General features: G+C 70.9%; 19 protein-coding genes and 2 pseudogenes. 13 read left to right on the top strand and 8 right to left on the bottom strand.

Annotation, left to right across the window (positions count from 1 at the left end; all coding sequences use genetic code 11):
- From V1634_RS09415 to V1634_RS09380, 8 genes are all read left to right on the top strand, one after another.
- A partial coding sequence (locus tag V1634_RS09415; protein ID WP_331207348.1) for a TolB-like translocation protein occupies positions 1 to 926 on the top strand: 926 nt, incomplete at its 5' end.
- 114 nt (positions 927 to 1,040) lie between these two features.
- Positions 1,041 to 2,639: a phenylacetate--CoA ligase family protein gene (locus V1634_RS09410; protein ID WP_331207347.1), complete on the top strand. Its 1,599-nt coding sequence runs from the start codon at positions 1,041 to 1,043 to the stop codon at positions 2,637 to 2,639.
- Positions 2,640 to 2,642: 3 nt separating this feature from the next.
- Positions 2,643 to 3,083 (top strand): DUF4188 domain-containing protein, encoded by a 441-nt coding sequence (locus V1634_RS09405; RefSeq protein ID WP_331207346.1) that lies wholly within the window; start codon positions 2,643 to 2,645, stop codon positions 3,081 to 3,083.
- Positions 3,080 to 4,168 (top strand): GNAT family N-acetyltransferase, encoded by a 1,089-nt coding sequence (locus tag V1634_RS09400; protein WP_331207345.1) that lies wholly within the window; start codon positions 3,080 to 3,082, stop codon positions 4,166 to 4,168. The genes V1634_RS09405 and V1634_RS09400 overlap by 4 nt, the downstream gene beginning before the upstream one ends.
- Positions 4,169 to 5,191: a nitroreductase family protein gene (locus tag V1634_RS09395; RefSeq protein WP_331207344.1), complete on the top strand. Its 1,023-nt coding sequence runs from the start codon at positions 4,169 to 4,171 to the stop codon at positions 5,189 to 5,191.
- Positions 5,192 to 5,305: 114 nt separating this feature from the next.
- On the top strand, positions 5,306 to 5,755 hold the full coding sequence (locus V1634_RS09390; RefSeq protein WP_331207343.1) for an SCP2 sterol-binding domain-containing protein: 450 nt from the start codon (positions 5,306 to 5,308) through the stop codon (positions 5,753 to 5,755).
- Positions 5,756 to 6,027: 272 nt separating this feature from the next.
- Positions 6,028 to 6,453, top strand: coding sequence for an SgcJ/EcaC family oxidoreductase (locus tag V1634_RS09385; RefSeq protein ID WP_331207342.1), 426 nt, complete (start codon positions 6,028 to 6,030; stop codon positions 6,451 to 6,453).
- Positions 6,454 to 6,474: 21 nt separating this feature from the next.
- Positions 6,475 to 7,275 (top strand): TIGR03084 family metal-binding protein, encoded by an 801-nt coding sequence (locus V1634_RS09380; protein ID WP_331207341.1) that lies wholly within the window; start codon positions 6,475 to 6,477, stop codon positions 7,273 to 7,275.
- On the opposite strand, the gene V1634_RS09375 is transcribed toward V1634_RS09380, so the two are convergent.
- The 6 genes and pseudogenes from V1634_RS09375 to V1634_RS09350 all read right to left on the bottom strand — a co-directional run bounded on the left by V1634_RS09375 (position 7,251) and on the right by V1634_RS09350 (position 12,545).
- The gene (locus tag V1634_RS09375) at positions 7,251 to 7,625 is read right to left on the bottom strand and encodes a hypothetical protein (RefSeq protein WP_331207372.1); all 375 of its coding nucleotides are present in this window, start codon (positions 7,623 to 7,625) and stop codon (positions 7,251 to 7,253) included. The two genes, V1634_RS09380 and V1634_RS09375, sit on opposite strands and share 25 nt — an antisense overlap.
- Positions 7,626 to 7,781: 156 nt before the next feature.
- Positions 7,782 to 7,928: pseudogene (locus V1634_RS09370) on the bottom strand (MerR family transcriptional regulator); the annotation flags it as partial.
- A gap of 214 nt (positions 7,929 to 8,142) precedes the next feature.
- Positions 8,143 to 8,883: pseudogene (locus tag V1634_RS09365) on the bottom strand (helix-turn-helix domain-containing protein); the annotation flags it as partial.
- Positions 8,884 to 9,237: 354 nt separating this feature from the next.
- The gene (locus V1634_RS09360; RefSeq protein ID WP_331207340.1) at positions 9,238 to 10,326 is read right to left on the bottom strand and encodes a carboxymuconolactone decarboxylase family protein; all 1,089 of its coding nucleotides are present in this window, start codon (positions 10,324 to 10,326) and stop codon (positions 9,238 to 9,240) included.
- 12 nt (positions 10,327 to 10,338) lie between these two features.
- Positions 10,339 to 11,979: a GMC family oxidoreductase gene (locus tag V1634_RS09355; RefSeq protein WP_331207339.1), complete on the bottom strand. Its 1,641-nt coding sequence runs from the start codon at positions 11,977 to 11,979 to the stop codon at positions 10,339 to 10,341.
- A complete protein-coding gene (locus V1634_RS09350; RefSeq protein WP_331207338.1) occupies positions 11,976 to 12,545 on the bottom strand; it encodes a DUF5987 family protein in 570 nt (189 codons plus the stop codon). Before V1634_RS09350 ends, V1634_RS09355 begins: the two co-directional genes overlap by 4 nt.
- A 287-nt stretch (positions 12,546 to 12,832) precedes the next feature.
- On the opposite strand from V1634_RS09350, the gene V1634_RS09345 reads away from it, so the two are divergent.
- Complete coding sequence (locus V1634_RS09345) at positions 12,833 to 13,825, top strand: DUF1702 family protein (RefSeq protein WP_331207337.1); 993 nt, start codon at positions 12,833 to 12,835, stop codon at positions 13,823 to 13,825.
- Between the two features lie 60 nt (positions 13,826 to 13,885).
- On the opposite strand, the gene V1634_RS09340 is transcribed toward V1634_RS09345, so the two are convergent.
- Positions 13,886 to 14,353 carry a copper resistance CopC family protein gene (locus V1634_RS09340; protein ID WP_331207336.1) on the bottom strand — a complete coding sequence of 156 codons (468 nt, stop codon included), beginning with the start codon at positions 14,351 to 14,353 and terminating at the stop codon, positions 13,886 to 13,888.
- 69 nt (positions 14,354 to 14,422) lie between these two features.
- Positions 14,423 to 15,010: a hypothetical protein gene (locus tag V1634_RS09335; RefSeq protein ID WP_331207335.1), complete on the bottom strand. Its 588-nt coding sequence runs from the start codon at positions 15,008 to 15,010 to the stop codon at positions 14,423 to 14,425.
- Positions 15,011 to 15,186: 176 nt separating this feature from the next.
- Between V1634_RS09335 and V1634_RS09330 the strand changes: the two genes are divergently transcribed.
- The 4 genes from V1634_RS09330 (at position 15,187) to V1634_RS09315 (ending at position 20,500) form a co-directional block, all read left to right on the top strand.
- Positions 15,187 to 16,179, top strand: a complete 993-nt coding sequence (locus V1634_RS09330; RefSeq protein WP_331207334.1) for a hypothetical protein — start codon at positions 15,187 to 15,189, stop codon at positions 16,177 to 16,179.
- A 50-nt stretch (positions 16,180 to 16,229) separates the two neighbouring features.
- Positions 16,230 to 17,297: a carboxymuconolactone decarboxylase family protein gene (locus tag V1634_RS09325; protein WP_331207333.1), complete on the top strand. Its 1,068-nt coding sequence runs from the start codon at positions 16,230 to 16,232 to the stop codon at positions 17,295 to 17,297.
- Positions 17,298 to 17,470: 173 nt separating this feature from the next.
- Positions 17,471 to 18,445, top strand: a complete 975-nt coding sequence (locus tag V1634_RS09320) for a DUF1702 family protein (RefSeq protein WP_331207332.1) — start codon at positions 17,471 to 17,473, stop codon at positions 18,443 to 18,445.
- Positions 18,446 to 18,448: 3 nt separating this feature from the next.
- The gene (locus tag V1634_RS09315; protein WP_331207331.1) at positions 18,449 to 20,500 is read left to right on the top strand and encodes a CRTAC1 family protein; all 2,052 of its coding nucleotides are present in this window, start codon (positions 18,449 to 18,451) and stop codon (positions 20,498 to 20,500) included.
- Positions 20,501 to 20,506 lie beyond the last annotated feature (6 nt).

The following is a 20,506-nucleotide window of genomic DNA, read 5'->3' as shown; positions in this document are numbered from 1 at the left end:
CCGGCTCCGCATCGCCGTCGGTGTCGCCGTCGGTGTCGGTGGCCGTGCCACGGTCAGGACCGGCCGGAACGAGCCGGCCACCAACCGGACCCTCCATCCCCGGACTACCCGGCTCGCTCTACTACACCGACGGCGACCGCCTACTCCGACTCACCCGCACCGGACTGCGCACCGTACTCACCACCGGGGCACACAACGCCAACGTCTCCCCCGACGGAAACCACATCGCCTACATCGACGACAACGACAACGTCATCGTCACCGACCGAAACGGCAACCACCGCCGAACCGTCATGAACAACAGCATCCAACACGGCTACGCACCGGCCTGGTCCCCAGACTCCCGCAAACTCCTCGTCGCCAGCAGCACCACACCACACCAGACCACCCTCGGCACCCTCACCATCGCCACCACCACATTCACCCCCCTGACCCGACAACTCCACGACGCCATCCACCCACTGTGGTCCGCCGACGGCCGACACCTCGGCTACGCCACCGGCACCTGCCAGATCGGCACCGCCGACCACACCGGCCGCAACGCCCGAACCACCCCCACCTTCGGCAGCCACGACACCACCACCAACCCACAACGCCGCCGCAGCTGCGACCCCCTGAGCATCTCCCCCGACGGCACCCAGATCGCCGTCAACCAACGCACCGGCGACCAGACCGACGGCGACATCGCCCGCGACCTCACCGCCAACACCACCATCGACACCCACACCGGCGCCAACATCACCCTCCCCGTCACCGGCACCATCACCGCCATCCACTACCAACCCGACAGCAGCATCCTCGTCCGAACCCGCACCGGCAACACCCACCACCTCACCCTCCTCAACCCCGACCACACCACCAGAACCCGCGTCACCGAACCCACCACCACCAAAAACCTCCACCTACTCACCCACACCCCCCACTAACCCAAACCGCCACCACGCACCCGCTGCCCGGCAGCCGGCTCTGGGTACGGGTACTCAGTGCCGACCGGCACCACGGCTCAGGTACGCGTGGCCGGGTCGGTCGACACTGCTGTGATGACCGAGACGTTGCGCCGGTACCCCGCTCCGTCCACATTGGCGCCGGCCGGGTTGACCCTCCGGGAGCGCTGGCACCGGGTACGCCTGTCCTGCGCCGGACGACTCGGCACAGCCGTGCTCCGGCTCGCCCTCCGGCATCCGGCGTCCTGGCGCTGGCTGGCCGGCCGGCACCACCCGCTCCTCGACCGGCTCGCGGCGGTGAACGCGCGGGCAGTCTGTGCGCTCGCCGCCCTGGACGTACCGGCGTACCGGTCCTTCCTGCGGGGCCACCCGGCCGAGGTGGACGTGCGGGTACGCCGCCGGCTCGGCGACTTCCCGGAGACCGACAAGGAGAACTACGTCGTGCCGTACCCTGCCGCCCGACGGTGCTGGGGTGGCCGGCTGCCGGCCCACGGTGTGGTGGTCGACGAGTCGGCGGGCTCGTCGGGCCGGCCGTTCAACTGGCCGCGCGGCGAGCGGGAACTGCGCGCGGTGCACCGCGACATCGCCGGCTACACCAACCTGGTCTTCCCGATGCGCCGGCCGTTCGTGATCAACGCTTACTCGATGGGCGCCTGGGCGACCGGGACGACCACCGGCGCCGCGATGGCCCGGATCGCGGTGGTGAAGAACACCGGCCCCGACCTCGGCAAGGTCATCGACACGCTCCGGGAGTTCGGGCCCGACTTCGACTACCTGGTGACCGCGTACCCGCCGTTCCTGAAACACCTGCGGGACCGGCTCGACGCCGACGGCTTCGACTGGTCGAGTCACCGGATCTCCGCGAGCTGCGGCGGGGAGGGGATGACCGAGGCGTTGCGGAGCTATCTGGAGGAGCGGTTCGGCCGGGTACGGTCCGCGTACGGCGCCTCGGACCTGACCATCGGGATCGGCGCGGAGACCGCGTTCACGGTCTGGCTCCGTCGTCGACTCTGGACGGATGTCCGGTTCCGGGCCGCCCTGCTGGGCGCGGACGAGCAGCGGCTGCCGATGGTCTTCCAGTACAACCCGCTGGCCACCTACCTGGAGACCAACGAACGGCGGGAACTGCTCTGCACGGTGACCAGCCTGGACGTGCTCCAGCCCCGGCTGCGCTACAACGTCGGCGACGAGGCGGTGCTGCTGCCGTACCGGAGGATTCTCGACCTGCTCCGCGACGACCCGGCGGGTCGGGCCGAGTGCCGGGCGGCCCAGGCCGGCGAGCGGATGACCCTGCCGCTGCTGCTGCTCTTCGGCCGGCGGGATGACTCGACGATCTCCTACCTCGGCGCCAACCTCTACCCCCAGGACGTCGAGTACGGCCTCTACGCCGGCAACCCGTACGCCGCCGAGATCAGCCGGTTCCGGCTGGCGCTGGTCGAGGACGCCGGGCTGGAGAGCCGGCCGGTGGTGCACCTGGAGTTGCGCCGCCCGCTGGCCGGACCGGTCCGGGACGCCCTCGCCGCGACCTGCCGGGACGGGGTACGCCGACACCTCGCCGCCGTCTCCCGGGACTTCGCGCAGTCGCTGACCGAGGACCCGACCGCCGGAGATCTGCGGGTGGAGCTGCACGAGGCGGGAACCGGCCCGTTCGCCGGAGAGCAGAAGATCAAGAACGTCTACCTGCTGGGAGGTTGAGGCATGCGTACCCGGGATTTCTCCCAGGCCCCGGCGCAGGCCCGGGCCGGCGCGATGTTCGTCGGCGCGACCCGCTACCGCAGCCCGCTGGCGCTGCTGCGGCTCTGGCCGGCCTGGCGCCGGATGCTTCGGGACATGCGTCGGATGTCCGGATACCGCTGGCACACCGTCTACTGGCAGTTCCCGTTCACCCTCGGCACCGTCGCGTTCTTCGCCGACCGGGACGCGATGCTGCGGTTCGCCCGGTCCCGGCACCACCGCAGGCTGATGGCGTGGGTAACCGACGGCACCCGGAACGCGACCGCCGGCTTCATCCGGCTCTACACCGCCGAGCCGGACGGCTACTCCAACGGCGTGTGGCGGGCCGAGTCCACCGAGATGGCGCACATCCCGACCTTCACCCCGCTGGGCACGGAGTCGACCGGACCGGCGGTGCGGCGATGACCGCCGCCGCAAACCTGGAACGCGTCGTCGACCGGCGCGGCCTGCGGGACTTCCTCAGGTTCACCGACCGGGTGTACGCGGACGAGCCGCGCTTCGTACCGCCGACGTATCCCCAGGTACGGCGCTGGTGGCGCGAGGGCGTGCCGATGTACCTGCTCCGGGAGCCGGGCACCGGCACGGTGCTGGCCCGGACCACGCTGCACACCGACGCCGCCTTCGACGTCAAACTCGGCCGGCGGTACCAGCTCTTCGGGCTGACCGAGTTCACCGAGCCGGCGGCGGAGCCGCTCTTCGCGGCGATCACCGCGGCCGGCCGGGCCGCCGGCGACCGGGAGGCGCTCTTCGGTCCGGTGGCGTTGCTGCCCAACCAGGCTGGCGGGGTCATCACCTCCGGGTACGCCGATCGCGGCTTCGTCGACAGCGCCTACAACCCGCCGAGGTACGTGACCGCCTACGAGTCGTACGGCTTCGTCCGGCGGTTCGAGTCGGACACCTGGATCTGCCCGGTCACCCCGACCCCGGCCGGCGCCGACCCGGTCCTCAGCGACGACCCGGAACTGCGGGTGCACCGGGGCGACCCGCGACGGCTCGACGAGCAGCTCCACCTGCTGCGGGACCTGCTGAACGCCTCCTTCGCCCAGCTCGGCTACTACACCGAGATCTCGATCGAGCAGCTGCGCCGGCAGACCGACGGGCTGGCGTACCTGCTCGACGAGTCGCTGCTGCTCTACCTGACCCGGGCGGAGCGGCCGGTGGCCTTCGTACTCTGCATCCCGGACATCAGCGAGTTCGTGATCCGGGTACGGGGCAACCTGAACCTGGTCAACCAGCTCCGGCTGCTGGCGACCCGGCGGCGCTACCGGCGGGAGGCGGTGCTGATCGTCAAGGGGGTGCTGCCGGAGTACCAGGGGCGCGGCTACCAGCGGCTGCTCTCGACCGAGCTGCGCCGGAACCTGCACGCGGGTGGGTACGGCACGCTGCGCAGCACGTACGTCGGGCGGGACAATCCGGCCTCGGCCGCGCAGTTCCGGGGGATGGGCGGGCGGCCGCTGCACGGGTACACCTTCTACGAGAAGGCGTTGTAGGTGGACGTCGCGGCGTTCCGGGCACTGGAGCCGCTCTGCTGGCGGGCGCCGAGCGCGCACAACACCCAACCGTGGCGGCTCGACCATCGGGCGGCGGAGGTCCGGGTGGGCTGGGACCCGGCGAACGCGCTGCCGGCGTCCGATCCGTCCGGGCGGGACCTGTGGCTCTCGGTCGGCGCGTTCGTCGAGACCTGCCTGGTCGTCGCCGCCGACGCCGGGCTGCGGGTCGGGTTCGTCCCGGACCACTGTGCCGAGGACCGTCGGGTGGGCTGGCTGCGGGGATCCGGGAGCCGCTACGACAGCCCGTTCGGGGCGGCGCAGGTGCGCGGTCGGCGTACCCACCGGGGAGTCTTCTCGGCGGGCCCGCCGGCCCGGGTGGTCGCGGCCGCCGACGCCATGGCCCGGGAGGCCGGCGGGGCGCTCCGGGTGGTGCCGGACGCCGACCTGCTGGCCCGGCTGCTCCGGGTCGCCGACCGGCAGTTGTACTCGGATCCGGCGGTCGTCGACGAGCTGCGCTGCTGGCTGCGCCTCACGCCGGCACACCCGGGCTATCACCGCGACGGGCTCACCGACCGTTGCCTGGGGCTGTCCCGGGCCGAGGCGACCGGGCTGCGGGCGGCGATGGCCGGCTACCCGGTGCTGCGCCGGCTGGGACTGCCCCGGCTGCTCGCCGCGGCCGCCGGAAACCCGCTGGCGCGCGGCGGCGCGGTGCTGGTCCTCGTCGGACCGTCCGGACCGGACGACTCGGGCCTGGTCGGGTTCGGCCGGGTGCTGATGCGGATCTGGCTGGCCCTGGAGGCGGCCGGCATGGCGGCGCATCCGCTGAGCCAGCTCCTCGACGCGGCACCGACCCGCGAGGTGCTCGGCTCGGTGCTGGGCGTGCCACCGGACCGGCTGCTGCACGTCGCCCGGGTCGGTCGACCGGCCGGTACGCCGACGCGCTCGGCACGCCGGGTCGGTGACCTCGGTCGGGCCCGCCGGCCGGTCTCGACGGGGGACAGCAAGTCAGGAGATGAGCGGTAGCCGTGCCGGCGACCAGGATGGACAGGCACCGGCGCAGCAGCGCACCGGCAGCAGCCTCGCCCGGCCGGGCGAGGCTGCTGACGATCGGTGCGGCCGTGTCACCGGGAGGATGAGATGCCCATCGAGGACCTCGATCCGGCAACGCTGGACGCCCGCGAGTTGGCCCTGCTGGTCAAGGCGACCTCGACCGACGAGCTGCGCGCGCTGATGTGCGGCAGCCGGCGCCGGGCCGTTCTGGACACGGTGCTGGCGCGGATGCCGGGCGTCTTCCGGGGCGACCGGGCCGGTGGTACGTCGGCGGTGGTGCACTGGAGGATCGGCGACGGACCGGACGGTACCGTCGACGTCTACGAGATCGTCATCGACGGTGGGGCCTGTGCGCTGTCACCCGAGCCGGAGCGGCAGCCGAAGCTGACGCTGACCGTCGGCGCCGTCGACTTCCTCCGGATGGTGACCGGAAACGCCCACCCGGTCACGCTGGCGATGAAGGGAAAGCTGAAGACGAAGGGCGACCTCGGGCTGACCGCGAGGTTTCCGCAGCTGTTCGACATTCCACGGGTCTAGGCGCACCGTTCGATGGTCCGGCATAGGTCGGGGCCTGCCCGGGCCACACCATCACGGCCCGACCGGACGGGCGGCACGATTCGTCGTGGTCAATTGTCAAACGCCAATTTCTGCCGTTAGTGGCGACGTCTGTTCCGGCGTCGGGTCGACCGCCGACGCCGCAAGACCAAAGATGCGCCGTTCCGGCCCGCGTGCCAGGGTGATCCCAGCGAGGAATGCGCCCGCCACGGGTCGACTACTCCCGCATGATTCGAGAGGAAGTGAGGCGAGGCATGACGATTACCGGACCAGCGACAGCAGCCACCGATGCCGATCGTGCCGCGATAGCCGCGGTCCCCGCACGAATGGTGGAAATCTGGGCGAAGCACGATGCCGACGGATTCGCCGAGCTTTTCACCCAGGACGGCACGCTCATCCTTCCCGGGGTCTACCGGAAGGGTCGGGACGAGATCCGTGCGTTCATGGCGGCGCAATTCGCCGATGCCTACCGGGGGACCCGCGTGACGGGCCAGCCGGTCGAGGTCATCCCGCTCGCCCCCGGCGCGGTCGCGCTGACGACGGTCGGCGGAGTACTCGCCCCTGGCGAGTCGGAACTCTCCGCCGAGGCGGCCATCCGGGCGTCCTGGATCCTGGTGAAGCGCGGCGACGCGTGGCTGCTGGCGGTCTACCACAACTGCCCGCGCGATCCGGCCCCATAGTCCACGAGAGGCGGTAGACGCATGACCGAGACAAGAGTGGTCCAGGACCTCGTCATCGAGGGTGACGAGGTCGACCGCATGGTGAGTGGGCTCGACGCCGCCGAGTGGGCGCTGCCCACACCGGCACCGGGCTGGACGATCGCGCACCAGGTCGCCCACCTGGCCGCCACCTTCCGGATGGCGGCGCTCGCAGTGGTGGACCCGGATCGGTTCACCGCGATGACCTCGCAGCTCAGTCCCAACTTCAACGCGAACGTGGCGCACGCGATGGCCGAGTTCCTGGCCGAGCCGCCGGACGTCCTGCTGGACCGCTGGCGTGCCGAACGCGCCCGTGCGGAGCAGGCGCTCGCGGCCGTACCACCGGACCGGGTCGTGCCCTGGCTGGTCCGCCCGCTCCCGGTGGCCGTGCTCGCCTCGGCAGGTCTGATGGAATTGTTCGGGCACGGCCAGGACATCGCCGACGCGCTCGGCGTACGGCGTGACCACACCGATCGGGTCGGCCACCTGGTCGGCTTCGCGGTACGCACCTGGGACTTCGGCTACCAGGCGCGTGGCCTGCCCACCCCGGACGTCGAGTTGCGCTTCGAGCTGACCGCGCCGTCGGGCACGCTCTGGACGTTCGGCCCCGCCGACGGCGAGAACCGGATCACCGGTCGGGCGGTCGACTTCTGCCTGCTGGTGACGAGGCGCCGGCACCGCGACGACCTCGACCTCACGGCGACGGGCGTGGAGGCCGACCGTTGGCTCGACATCGCCCAGGCATACCGCGGGCCGGCCGGACCGGGGCGCCGTCCCGGTCAGTTCGCGACCCCGGTGCGCTGACCCACCGCGCCGGTCTCACCGGTTGCGGGTGACGCCGCGTCGAACCGCTGGGCCACGAAGTGCTCCTGCGCCATCCGGCGTACCGTGGCCAGCGCGGCGTCGAGGAGCACCATCCGTACCACCGCGGCGGCCCGGTCGGTGCTGGCCGAGTCCGACGGGAGCAGATCCAGCTCCTGGACGACGAGCCGCTCGGCCGCGGCCGCGTACGGGCTGAAGAAGTCCATGTCGCACTCGCAGCCGAGGTGGCGCAGGGTCACCACCACGTGCGCCAGTCTGCCGGCCACCTCGGGGTCGACCTGCCAGCCCAGGCTCTGGATGAATCCGTCCACGTCGGAGCGCGCGCCACGCATCCCCTTGATGTCGTCCAGAAGTGGCTGCTCCGGGAAGCGGGCCCGGTTGACGACCTCGTACAGGTCCGGTAGCGACAGCTTTTCGTCATCGATGGCTGCGAGCAGCTCGCCGACGGTGGAGAGGTCGAGTTGTCCGATGTTCGTGAACGCCCTGATGAGACGGATCCGGTACAGGTGTCTCTCGTTGTACTCGGCCTGGTTCCGCTGGGTCGGTACGCCTTTGGGAAGCAGACCCCTGCGTAGGTAGAATTTGATCGTGGCAACGGAGACCCCGGTCCGCCGGCTGAGATCGGATATGCGCATCTAGCCCCCCGCTGGCGTTGCTGGTGGTTCCAGAGGTGCCGCACCGCACCTGGTTTAGCTCGCCAAGATTATCAGTTGCGTCAATACGTACCCTTGCGTCGATATTTATGTTGTTGCCTGGTAGGGGTATGCCCACCGAGCCGACGTCTCCGGTCGGGTGGGTCGCCGCGGTCGCGGCGGGTTCGGGCTCCGGCACGCTGGCCAGTGCCGTGTTCCGGGCGTCGAGCAGGGCGAGCAGCACGGGCGGGTCCAGCGTGCCCGCCGGTTTCAGCAGCAGGTCGGCCTGGATGAAGGTGTCCCGGCCGATGGTCAGCGGCCCGTTCGTGGCGACCGAGACCGACCCGTCGACGCCGTCCGGCTCGCCGATCGCCGCGCGAGGATCGCCGGTCACCTCCTGGGCCAGCAGATACCAGGTGCCGGCCGGCACGCTGTCGAATCGGTACTGGCCCCACCCGGACAGGATCGCGCACCGCACCGGCCGGCCCTGTGGAATCCGGTCGGGAAAGAGGCCGACGAAGATGAGGCTGTTCTCCTCCGCCTGAGCCGGCCACACCCGTCCCGATACCCGTCCGGACGAGCGCCCGTCCAGCCCGAGATGCGGGTCGACGGGTATGTGCGGTGCGAATCCGGACCGCTTCCGATAGGCGGTCGGTGACATTCCGACGCTTCTGCTGAAGCGGGTACTGAACGTGCCCACGCTGTTGTATCCAACGCGTACGCTGATGTCTGCTACATTTAGCGACGTCGACACCAGAAGGTGTTTTGCCCGCTGCAATCGCAGTGCCGACAGGAAGCGACCAGGAGAGACGCCGGTGGCGCGCTGGAATATCCGGGTGAAGTGAAACTTGCTGAACATCGCGGCACGGGCTATGTCATCTACCGTGAGCTGCTCTCCGAGGTTTTCGCGCATTGCAGCGATAGCGCGACCCACGGCTTGCTCGATGGTGTCGTCCACTCCTGCTCCTCCCGAGGACTCGAACGTCGGGCTTGATTCGGTCACCAAAAAGTGTCGGCAATGGTCGAACCAGCGGAGAGGTAGAATGCAGGACCTACCGTCGTCGGCTGCCCGGCAGCATGAGTTGATTGGTAGATAACAGAAGGGTTTTCGAAGCTTCCATGCCCCCGGCGCTTCAGTCCACTCGCCCTCGTCGATGCGTTCCGCCACGTTGAGGTTAACTTAAGCAAGCCCTCCCAGCAACACTGAGATTCGTCATGCTCTATCGCTGCGCAATCACGAAGTTAAAATCGGATAGCGGTGCGCACTACTTCACCGACGTAGCCCTGTCGTGACCGGCCCGAAACGTGCACGTCAAATCTGTCGCTCGGCCGGCGGGGCCGACTCGGCGCGCCACAACCGCGCACCGATCGCCCGAGCAGCGGCGAAGCTGGCCCAGGATGTCAGCTGGATCAGCCCCGCCTCGTCGAGACCTCTCCTGACCTGGTCGACCAGCTCGCCGGTGACCCGGTAGGGAGCGAACGCGGTGAGCAGGCCGAGTCGTGCGGCCGGCCGGTCACCCGCCGGCACCGTCGCGACCGCCTCCGCCAGCCAGGCCGGCGCGCCGAACCCCGGCTCCACGCCGACCCGACGGGCCAGCGTGCCCAGCACCAACCCTCGTACCTCGGCGGTCACGGCACCGCGCGCACCGTCCTCCACGGCGGCGGCGGCCCGGGCGAAGGCCGCCGCGACCGGCGGTCGGCCGGCCGCCCAGCGCAGGTCCGGCGGCAGCGGCGCCTCGGGCAGCAGGTCCAGCGAGATACCCGGCGTCGGACGCCGGCGCGCCAGAGTTCCCATCACGAACCTGGCGCCCCGCCGCACCACGCCCAGCGCCGGAGCCGGTACCGGCGGCAGCGGCGACTCGGTGAGGAAGAGGCTGACCATCCGGTTCAGGTAGTGGAAGGTCACCGCCACCCCGATGATCTCCGGTGCCTGCTCGGCCGGGAACGGGACCGGTCGACCGCTGGCCTCCGGCCGCCCGCTCGCCCAGGCCCAGCGGGCCAACTCCCGTACCCGGAGATCGGCGACGGCGTCGAACCGGCCGGCGACGATCGCGTCCGCGTCCGCGCCGGACGACAGGCCCGCCATCGCCGCCCCGTGCACCTCGACGCAGTACGGGCACCGGTTGGCGACCGAGACCGCCGCCGCCACCGCCTCCTTGACCGACCGGTCGACCACACCACCGGCCAGCAGCGACTCCCGCAGCATCAGCCAACTCGCCGCGAGCGCCGCCGGTGCCGGCGCGTGCAGCCCGATCGGCGGTGCGACCATCCCGAAGTCGGTCTCCATCTGCTGGTACACCTCGGCCACCAGGCCGGTCTCACCACCCGGTGCGACCGGGGCGACGTGCCGGATGTGCGCCGCGGACGCCCGGCGCGCGACGCGTGCGAACAGCGATCCCACGGCGCACCCCCGTCAGGCCGTCTGAGCCATCGCGACCCGGGAGGCCGTGCCGGCACCGGGTCCGGGCGCGCCGTACTTCACCGCGACGCCCCGCTCCTGAGCGGCCCGGACCATGCCGGGCATGGCCCGCTCGGCCAGCGCCGCGATGGTGAGCGCCGGGTTGACCGTCAACGCACCCGGCACCGCCGAGCCGTCGGTGACGAAGATGCCCGGATGCCCGCGCAGCTCGTGTCGGTCGTCCAACGCCGAGGTCGCCGGGTCGTCCCCGATCCGGCAGGAGGCCAGCGGATGCACGGTGTAGGCACCGACCAGGTCGTTGGTCCACGGCGCCACCCGGGCCAGGCCGTCACGCTCCAGGATGTCCTTGACCTCGGCGTCCGCCAACGACCAGCCGCGCCAGGTGTTCGGCGTCGGCCGGTACCGCAGCGGACCGTCGCCCAGCATCTGCTGCGAGAGCCGGTGCGCGTTCCCGGTCTCCGGCGGCGGCCCGAAGACACCTTCGTTGTCGTCCTCGGACATGGTGAAGATGGTCAGCCAGGACTGCCAGCGCCGCAGCATCTCCTTCTTCTGCACACCGAACCAGGACGGACCGGTGGCACCGGGCACCTGGGCCAGGATCGTGCCGAGCCCCGGCGGGAAGTACAACTGCTCGAGCGAGAAGCGCTCGTACTCCGGCAGCCGGCCGTCCAACCGGTCCCAGCTCGCCACCGTCGGGCCGCGGCCGATCTGGTACGCCTCGTAGGCCTGCCCGCCCGGGCGCGACAGTCCGAGCACCTCGCGCACCCGGTCCTCGTCGAAGACCGCCGTGTTGAGGCGCTCGCCGTTGCCGGAGAAGTACCTCCCCACCGCGTGCGGCATCGGGCCGAGGGTGGCCGCCGAGCGTTGCAGGATCACCGGCGTCGCGCCCGCACCCGCAGCGAGGACGACGAGCTTGGCGTCGATCGCGCCGCTGTCGTGCAGGATCCGGTAGTCCTCGGCGTCGACGATCCGGTAGTGCACCCGGTAGCCGCCGTCGTCGTTCCTGCTCAGGTGCTGCACCTCGTGCAGCGGCCGGATCCCGGCGCCGTGCGCGACGGCGGCGGGCAGGTAGTTGAGCAGCAGCGACCGCTTGGCGTCGAACCGGCAGCCGGCCATCATCCAGTTGCAGTTCACGCACTCGTCCACGTCCACCGCCGACGGCGGCGGGTTGGCGGTACGGCCGGCGTGCGCGCAGGCCGCCGCGAAGAGGCCGCCCGCGTACGGCACCCTGTCCCAGGACTGCCGGGTGACCGGCAGCGCCTCGGTGACCCGGTCGTACCAGGGTTCGAGCTTGTCCCTGGTGATACTGGCCGGCCACATCCGGCGGCCGATGCTGCCGTGCCGCTCGAAGACGAACCGGGGCGCCCGCGGCATCGTGGCGAAATAGACGACGCTGCCGCCGCCGACGCAGTTGCCGCTGAGCACGCTCATCCCGTCGCCGACGACGAAGTCGAAGACCCGGGTGTACGACGATCCGAGCTTGAAGTCGTGGTCGAATTCCTCGGCCCGCAGCCATGGTCCGCGTTCCAGGACCACGACCCGCGCTCCACCGGCGGCGAAATGGTAGGCCGCAATGGCGCCGCCGAAGCCGCTGCCGATCACGACGACGTCCGTCGACTCCGTAGCATTTGTCATGCTGGATCACCTGTCACCGTGGTTTGTGGATGGATCGGGGCCAGAGCCCGCCCGTACGAGAACTGCGGAAAACGGTGCAGGCCGTCGGCGTCCGGCCGGAAATATCCGATCGTCAACAGACCCGGATGTTGGGTGGCGAATGCCTCGGCCGTACTGATGTGCGCGGCGCTGTCGAATGCCATGTTGCTGAAAAGGGCGAGAGCGACCCACATCTGTTTTTCGGGATGAACGGGTGCGGTGAGTTGCCGGACAAGCGCGGTGCGGTGCTCGAAGGAGAGTGCGACGAAGGCGGGTACGTCCTCGTCGAGTGCCAGACCGTGCTCCGCGGCGTATTCGAGAGCGTGGCCGTTCAGTGTGTAGAACAGGGAATCCAACGCCTCCGCCAACCCGCCGCCGGGCTGTTCGAGCAGTTCGATGGCGCCCGCCGCCACAGCGCCCCCGGTCGGGTCGGCACCCGCCACCGCCCGGTCGTCGGGAGATCTTTTCGCCCCCGGGATGATGGTGTCGGCAAATGCCTCTATGGTGGCTGTACGGGCCGGCCCCGCATCGTGTTCGTCGGGCTGCACGGCGTTCCTCCTGTCGTCGAGCCTGTCGTGGGCGTCCTGCCCCGAATGCCGGCCGCTGGCGCGGCAATGGTTTCGGAGAAGATGCGCGCGGATGGTCGGCGTAATCCGATCCGTTAGACGACAATCCTCCCGATACAGGGGTTGGAAATCATCTTCTTCGTTGCGCTGGCGCCCGCCGCCGGCAAACCCCTGCCGGAGCCCGACAGCGCACGGCAGGAGACGGAATTTCTTCGGGGTCGCGCCACCATGGGATGAGCTGTCCCCCTATATCGGATTAGGAGCCCGGTATGCCGATGCTCGGTTCGCTGCGCCGTTTGGCGCTGACGCCGTCGTTCACCGAGGTGACCTTCGCGGCGCGCGGCTTTCCGGTCCAGGCCACCGACGCGACCCGTCGGCTGGAGGCCATTCCCCAGGCGGTCCTCTGCGGCTTCGAGTGGGCGATCGAGGCCCGGACGCCGTGGGAGGTGGAACGCCGGCTGGAACTGGTGGAAGCCGAACAACGGGGGTTCGCCTACGAGGGTGCCGCGATGGCCTACACGGTGCGCGACGCGATGGCGGGCGGTCGGGGCCACCGGGCGCGGGACCTGCTGCGCGGGCCGGGCCGGCCGCACACCTTCCTGACCTACATCGGAATCGGCTTCGCGATGGCCCGGCTGCCGCGCTTCCTGTGGCGCAACGTGCTGCCCGACCTGAGCGGCGTGCCGTACTACCCGACCATGAGCTGGCTGGCCGTCGACGGGTACGGCTTCGACCGCGCCTACTTCGAGACCGACCGCTGGGTCACCGAGCAGCGCCGGCCGGCGCCGTACCCGTGGCAGGGGCGGGCCGACTACTTTCCGCGCGCGGTCGACCAGGGCATCGGCCGCGCCCTCTGGTTCATCCACGGTGGGGTGGCGCCGGACGTGGCGGCGGCGGTGGAACGGTTCGCCATCGAGCGTCAGCCCGACCTGTGGAGCGGTGTCGGCCTGGCGGCCACCTTCGCCGGCGGCAGCGACGCGCACGGCCTCACGGTGCTGCGCGGTGCGGCCGGTGACGCACTCCCGCACCTGGCCCAGGGCGTGGTCTTCGCGGCCAAGGCCCGGGACTTCGCCGGCTTCGTGCCCGCGCACACCGAGCTGGCGACCGGCCTGCTAACCGGGATGACGGTACCGGCGGCGGCGACGCTCGCCGACGACGTGGCGGCGGACGGGTTCGGTTCCGGTTCCGATCCCGACTACGAGATCTGGCGGCAGCGGGTCGGGGCGCGGGTGGCGTCCCAACTGCGCGGCACCCCGAGCTAGGACCGGAGGCGGCCGGCGCGGTGGGCCCGACCCGGGCCCGGCGCCGGGCGGATCGTCCGGTCACGGCGGGAGCGGGCGGCGCAGCCACAACAGCGCCAGTACGCCGAGCGCGACGAGCCCGTCGACCACGAGCAGGAACGCGCTGATCGGGTCGACGCCGTGCCCGTGGTCGCCGGTGGGTATGGCGGCGCGCAGCGGCGCGGGCGGCTCCCCGGTACCGACGCTGAAGCGCAGGATGCCGGAGGCGGCACCGCCACTGCTGAGCGCGACGTGGTAGGCGACGACGACGTCACCCGGTCCCTCGACGGCGATCGGCTGCCAGACGGCGCGACCGGGCCGGACCACCAGCGGTCCGGTGGTCAGGCTGGAGCCGTCGCGGTCGAGCACCGAGACGTGCGAGTCGGCCGCCACGGGCGGGCCGGAGAAGGTCAGACGTACGCCGCGCGGCCCGGCGGAGAGCACCGCCTGGTCCTGCGGGTCGCTCGCGACGAGGGTGCCCTGCGCACTGGCGGCCGCTGGCGTCCCCAACAGGACACCAGCGGCAACAGCCAGGAGACCCAGCGCGAGCGGTGCGGTGGCGCGGGAGGGCATGACCGGTCAGACCGCCGAGGGGACGGGTTGGCCCGACCTCGACCGGGCGACGCAGTTGCAGGTGTATTGGGCCAGTTCCGCCCGGTTGGGGCGCAGGTGCAGGTACATCGCGATCGCCATCGGGATGAACACCACGGAGTTGTAGAAGAGGTGCAGCTCGACCCGGGCGAGTACGAGCTGGGCGATGCTGGTCGGCTGCGCCGCGCCGAAGAAGTTGACGCCGGCCTGCACCTGGACGAGCAGCAGCAGGTGCTCGATGTGGTGCCAGAACTGGATTACCAGCGCCACCGTCCACCACGTACGGGCCCGTCCGACGAAGCCGGGCCGCAGCAGGAAGAGGCCGACCAGCATGACGAGGGCGTAACCGTAGTGCAGCCACTCGGAGCTGACCAGCCAGGGGTAGTACCAGCCGAGCACCCCGCGTGCCTGCGGCCGGGGCATGCCGAGCACCCAGATCTGGTAGGCCTGCACCAGGTGCTCGGCCCAGTGTGCGACGACGATGAACAGGTAGAGGTTCAACGCCGTCTTGTGGTGGCTCCGGTTCAGCCGGGCGATCGGACCAGCTGGCGGAGCGACCGCCGAACCGCTGACCATGGGTGTCTCCCTCCCGTCGTGGACTACCGGTCCTGGCCGACCGTAGTCGTCACCCAGCGTCAACCTGTTATTCCAGGTTGCTGAATTTCGGTCGGCTGGACCGCATCTTTGGAGAACATCGTCGCGCCCCGTCGTCGCATGCTTTACGGAGAGTCGAGCGCCGCAGGGGAGGCACGATGGCACGCCGGATGAGCACCGAGATCGGACCGCCGCCGACGACGGGTACCCCCGCCGCGGCACCACGCGCCACGTCCATGTTGGTCAACGGGCACTTCCCCCGGCGGCGGTGGCTCGTACTCGGGCTCAGCGTCCTGGGCGGCTTCCTGCTCACCGTCGTCTGGTCGGCGGAGTTCGTCGACAGCACGATCGGCGACAGCGTGGCGGACACGCTGCTCGGGCACGACGCCAAGGAGACCCCGATCGCCGGGATCGGCGCCGGGGTGGCGTTCGCGTTCGTCTCCGGTCTCGCCGGTACCTTCACGGCCTGCAACATCGCCGCGTTCGGTGCGATGGCGCCGATGCTCGGCACCGGCGGGCGGTGGAGCCGGCTGCGGCACATGTTCGCCCCGCTGGGGTGGCTGGCGGTGGGGATGATCGCGGTCTCCGCGACGTACGGCGCGGTCGTCGGGCTGGTCGGCACCTCGATGCCGCAGTTCTCGACGGCGGCGAACAGCGCGGGCAGTCTTTCACCCCGCAGCGTCCAGTCGCTGGTGGTCTTCGGCGTCATCGGGCTCGCCATGACCTACCTCGGGCTGGCCGCCCTCGGCATCGTGCCGGACCCGTTCGCACGCGTCTCGCGGAGGTTCCCGAACGCGCCGATGGTCGTCCTGGGGGCGCTGATCGGCGGATTCCTCATCGGACGCCCGTTCGCACTCTTCCGGCAGATGTTCCGGGACGCCGCGGAGAGCGGGAACCCGCTCTACGGTGCCCTGGCGTTCACGTTGCAGTCGATCGGCAACATCCTGGTGATGGCGGTGCTCTTCGCGGCGGTGGCGCTGGTCAGCGGGCCCCGGCTGCGCGGCTGGCTGGCCGCGAAGCCGAGCCGGGTCGCGACCATCACCGCGGTCGCGCTTCTGGTGGCCGGCGTCTTCACGTTCCTCTACTGGGACGTCCGGCTGCTGGCCCGCCGCGAAATCATCCCGTGGTACCCGACCGCGCCGTGGTCGTAGCGGCCCGCGCGGTGGGCCGGCGGTAGGTCGTCGAGGGCGCTGGAGGAGAAATGGTTGCCGGTCGCGTCATCTCGTCCGTGGTACAGCGGCAGGTCAAGTACGTCCGGACCGTCCCGCCCGGGAAGGCCGACGGGCTGGTCGCGGCGGTCTACCGGCAGGTCGCGGAGGAAATGCGCCTGGTGGTGCCGCCGGTACTGCTGCACTCGCCCGCGCCGGAGGCCCTGGCCGGGTACTGGATGCTGATGCGGGAGCCGCTGCTGGCCGGCGGTGCGGTCGACCGGCTCGGGAAGGAGGCGGTCGCCGCGGCCGTCTCGGTGGCGAACATCTGCCCGTACTGCGTCGACATGCACAGCATCGGCATCTACGACCTCGCCACGGAGGAGGACGCCGAGGCGGTCGCGGGCGACCGGGTGGACGAGATCGCCGACCCCCGGATCCGGGATCTGGCGGCGTGGGGCAGGACCGCGCACCAGCCGGACGGGGCGGTGCTGCCCCGGCCGCCGTTCTCGGCGGCCGAACGCGCCGAGCTGGTGGGTGTGGTGGTGGGCTTCCATTACCTCGGCCGGATGGTCAACGTCTTCCTGGCGAACTTCCTCCTCCCGCCTCGGCTGGGCCCACGGGCCCGCCGCCGGGTCAAACACGGGATCAGCCTGATGCTCAGCGCCTCGCTGCGGGAGGTGCAGCCGGCGGGTCGCTCGCTCCCGCTGCTGCCCGAGGCCCCGCTGCCGTCGGACGCCGCCTGGGCGGTCGGGCAGCCGGAGATCGCGGAGGCGGTGGCCCGCTCCTTCGCCGCGTTCGAACGCGCCGGTCAGCGGGCGCTCTCGCCGGCGGTGCGGCAACTCGTGGAGGACCGGCTGCGCGGCTGGCGGGGCGAGGAGGCCGGCCTGAGCCGGCAGTGGTGCGAGCAGCTCGTCGCCGAACTGCCGGAGGCCGACCGGGCGGCCGGCCGCCTGGCACTGCTGACCGCGTTCGCCTCCCACCAGGTGGACGAGGAGACCGTGCAGGAGTTCCGGCTGGCCGAGCCGCGGGACGCCGCGCTGGTCGAGGCGGCCGCGTGGGCGAGCTACGCGGCGGCGCGGCGGATCGGCGCACTCCACGTGGCAGATCGCGTTTCCTGATTCGGGTACGTCAATTCTCCGGCATAGCTGCCGGGGTTTCGTCGTGTCGGCGGCAATGACGAGGGCATCTTCGAAGAAGACCGCAGCAACGCGGAAGAAGACTCGGTCCGGTCGCTCTGCGAAGCTTAGTCGCAAACCACCGGTAAACAGCCACTGAATGCCTTGGGGGAGAGTTGACTAGTGTTTGGCGAGGGCTGCGGCGGCGCATTCTGACCCCGAGCACCTCCGCGACCAGGCTGGACGTACGCGGCTTCCACGAGAAGGACGCGGCCTCCAAGGAATTGTTGGAGACGATTGGGCGTACCTTTCTGACCGGCTTTGCACATGCCGCGCAGGCGCGTATCGCCGACGAGGCGGAATCCGAACTCGAACGGGTCCCGGTGCGCTTTCGCGGATTCGCTTACGAGGGTGCTGCGATGGGGTTCGCCATTCGTGACGCCTTGCCGTTGAGTCGGGGCGACAATGTCTCGCGGTTCCTTGCCGGGGCGGGAGAGGCGCACGTCTACATGGCCTATGTCGGCATCGGCTGGGCGATGGCCCGACTGCCCCGGGCGCGCTGGTCGCGGATCGCACCGACGGATCCGGTCCTGCGCTGGCTCGCGCTCGACGGGTACGGCTTCCACCAGGCGTACTTCCACACGAAGCGGTACGTGCACGAGCGCTACCAGCACGACCGGTTCCCGTGGCCGGTTGAGGGGCCGCGGTGGTACGCGAACCGGGTGCTGGACCAGGGTGTCGGCCGGGCGCTCTGGTTCGTCTGCGGCACCGCCCCCGCGCTCGTCGTCAAGACCATCGAGACGTTCCCCCGGCACCGGTGGCCGGACCTGTACTCCGGCGCCGGCCTGGCCGCCACCTACGCGGGCGGGGCGGACGAGTCCGAACTGCGCACCCTGTGGGACGCGGCCGGGGACTGCCGGCCACAGGTCGCCCAGGGTGCGGCGTTCGGCGCCGCCGCCCGGCTGCGCGCCGGTTTGGTCGTGCCGCACAACGAGCTGGCCACCCGGGTCTTCTGCGGGATGTCCGCCGCCGAGGCCGCGCGGCTGAGCGAGGGGAACCGTCCGGACGCCCCGGTCAACGGAAGCGAGCCCGCCTACGAGGTGTGGCGCCGACGCATCGCCAACGAGTTCGTCTCTATCGGAAGGTGCTAGCACATGGCTCAGAAAGCTGGCTGGCTGCGCAGGCAGCTGCCCGGGATCGTCGCGGTGGTCCTGATGGCCGCGTTCTTCCAGGCGGCCCGGCTACCCACCGCCTCCTCCGCCGAACTGGACGGCCTGGCGGGCCGGTTCGAGTTCACGTCCTACTCGGTCGCGATGCCGGGCGGCTTCCCGCAGCAGACGATCCGCAAGGTGAACAAGGACTACCGGCACATCGACGCCTGGATCTCCTCGGTTGGCGCCGGCATCGCCATGAACGACCTCGACGGTGACGGGTTGGCCAACGACCTCTGCATCACCGACCCGCGCATCGACCAGGTGGTGGTGACGCCGGTGCCGGGGGCGCGGGCGGACCGGTACCCGCCGTTCGCGGTGGACCTCACGGCGTTGCCGGCGCAGCGGGCGTCGGCCCCGATGGGCTGCGTACCGGGCGACTTCAACGAGGACGGGCGGATGGACCTGCTCGTCTACCTGTGGGGGCGTACCCCGATCCTCTACCTGGCGCGGTCGGGGGCCACCTCGCTCAACCAGGCGTCGTACCAGGCTGTCGAGCTGGTACGCGGGGCGAGCGGCACGCAGTACACCGGGCCGCTCTGGAACACCAACACGGCCGCGGTCGACGACTTCGACGGCGACGGCCACCTCGACATCTACATCGGCAACTACTTCCCGCACGGCCCGGTCCTGGACGACACCAAGTCCGGCGGGGTGGCGATGAACCGGTCGATGTCGCACGCGTTCAACGGCGGCGAGGACTACCTGTTCCGGTGGACCGGCGCCACCTCGGGGGACCAGCCGACGGCGAACTTCGAGATGATCGCGAACGCCCTGCCGAGAGAGGTCTCGAAGGGTTGGGCGCTCGCCTCGGGAGCCAACGACTTCGACGGCGACAACCTGCCGGAGCTGTACCTCGCGCACGACTTCGGCCCGGACCGGCTGCTCTACAACCAGTCCACGCCGGGGCGGTTCAAGTTCTCGGCGGTCAAGGCTCCCCGGCAGGCGTTCGTGCCCAACTCGAAGCGGGTCGGGGCGGACTCCTTCAAGGGCATGGGTGTCGACTTCGGCGACATCGACGGCGACGGGCTGTACGACATGTACGTCAGCAACATCACCACCACCTTCGGACTGGAGGAGAGCCACTTCGCGTTCGTGAACACCGCGAAGAACGTCGACGACCTGCGGGCGCGGCTGGGTGACGGCAAGGCGCCCTTCGAGGACCGCAGTGCGCCGCTCGGGCTCGCCTGGTCCGGCTGGGGCTGGGACGTGAAGCTGGCCGACTTCGACAACAGCGGCGAGTTGCAGGTGGCCCAGACCACCGGCTTCCTCAAGGGTGAGGTGAACCGCTGGCCGCAGCTCCAGGAGCTGGCGATGACCAACGACGGTCTGCTGGAGCACCCGGAGTCCTGGCCGAGGCTGGAGGCGGGCGACGACATCGGTGGCGCCCAGCGGCTGCACTTCTTCGTCCGGAACGAGGAGGGGCGCTTCACCGACCTGGCCGGGCAGCTCGGCCTCGCGGTTCCGGTGCCGACCCGTGGCATCGCGACCGGTGACGCGGACGGCGACGGCCGGCTCGACTTCGCGGTCGCCCGGCAGTGGGACGCGCCGGTCTTCTACCACAACCAGAGCCCGTCCCCGGGCGCCTTCCTGGGCCTGCGGCTCACCCACCCGGCGACGCCGGCCACCGACGCCGCCGGCACGCCGCCGGGCACGGGTACGGCGGACACCCCGGCCGCCCCGGGCGCGGCCGAGCCGGCCCCGGCAGGGGATGCGGCGCAGAAGGCACCGATGTTCTGTTCTCCGGTTGTGGGGACGCAGGTGACGGTCACCACGGAGGACGGGCGGACGCTGCTCGGCCGGGTGGACGGCGGCAGCGGGCACTCCGGCAAGCGCAGCCACGAGGTGCACATCGGGCTGGGCCGCGACGTCAGCGGGCCGGTGCAGGTCAACCTGCGCTGGCGGGACCGCACCGGACAGGTGCACCAACAGGACCTTCGACTGGACCCGGGCTGGCACGCGCTCGAGCTCGGTACGCAAGCGCGGGAGATGTGAGGCGGA

The organism is Plantactinospora veratri, assembly GCF_036421995.1.
GTDB lineage: Bacteria > Actinomycetota > Actinomycetes > Mycobacteriales > Micromonosporaceae > Plantactinospora > Plantactinospora veratri.
This window is presented reverse-complemented; position numbering and strand designations above follow the sequence as displayed.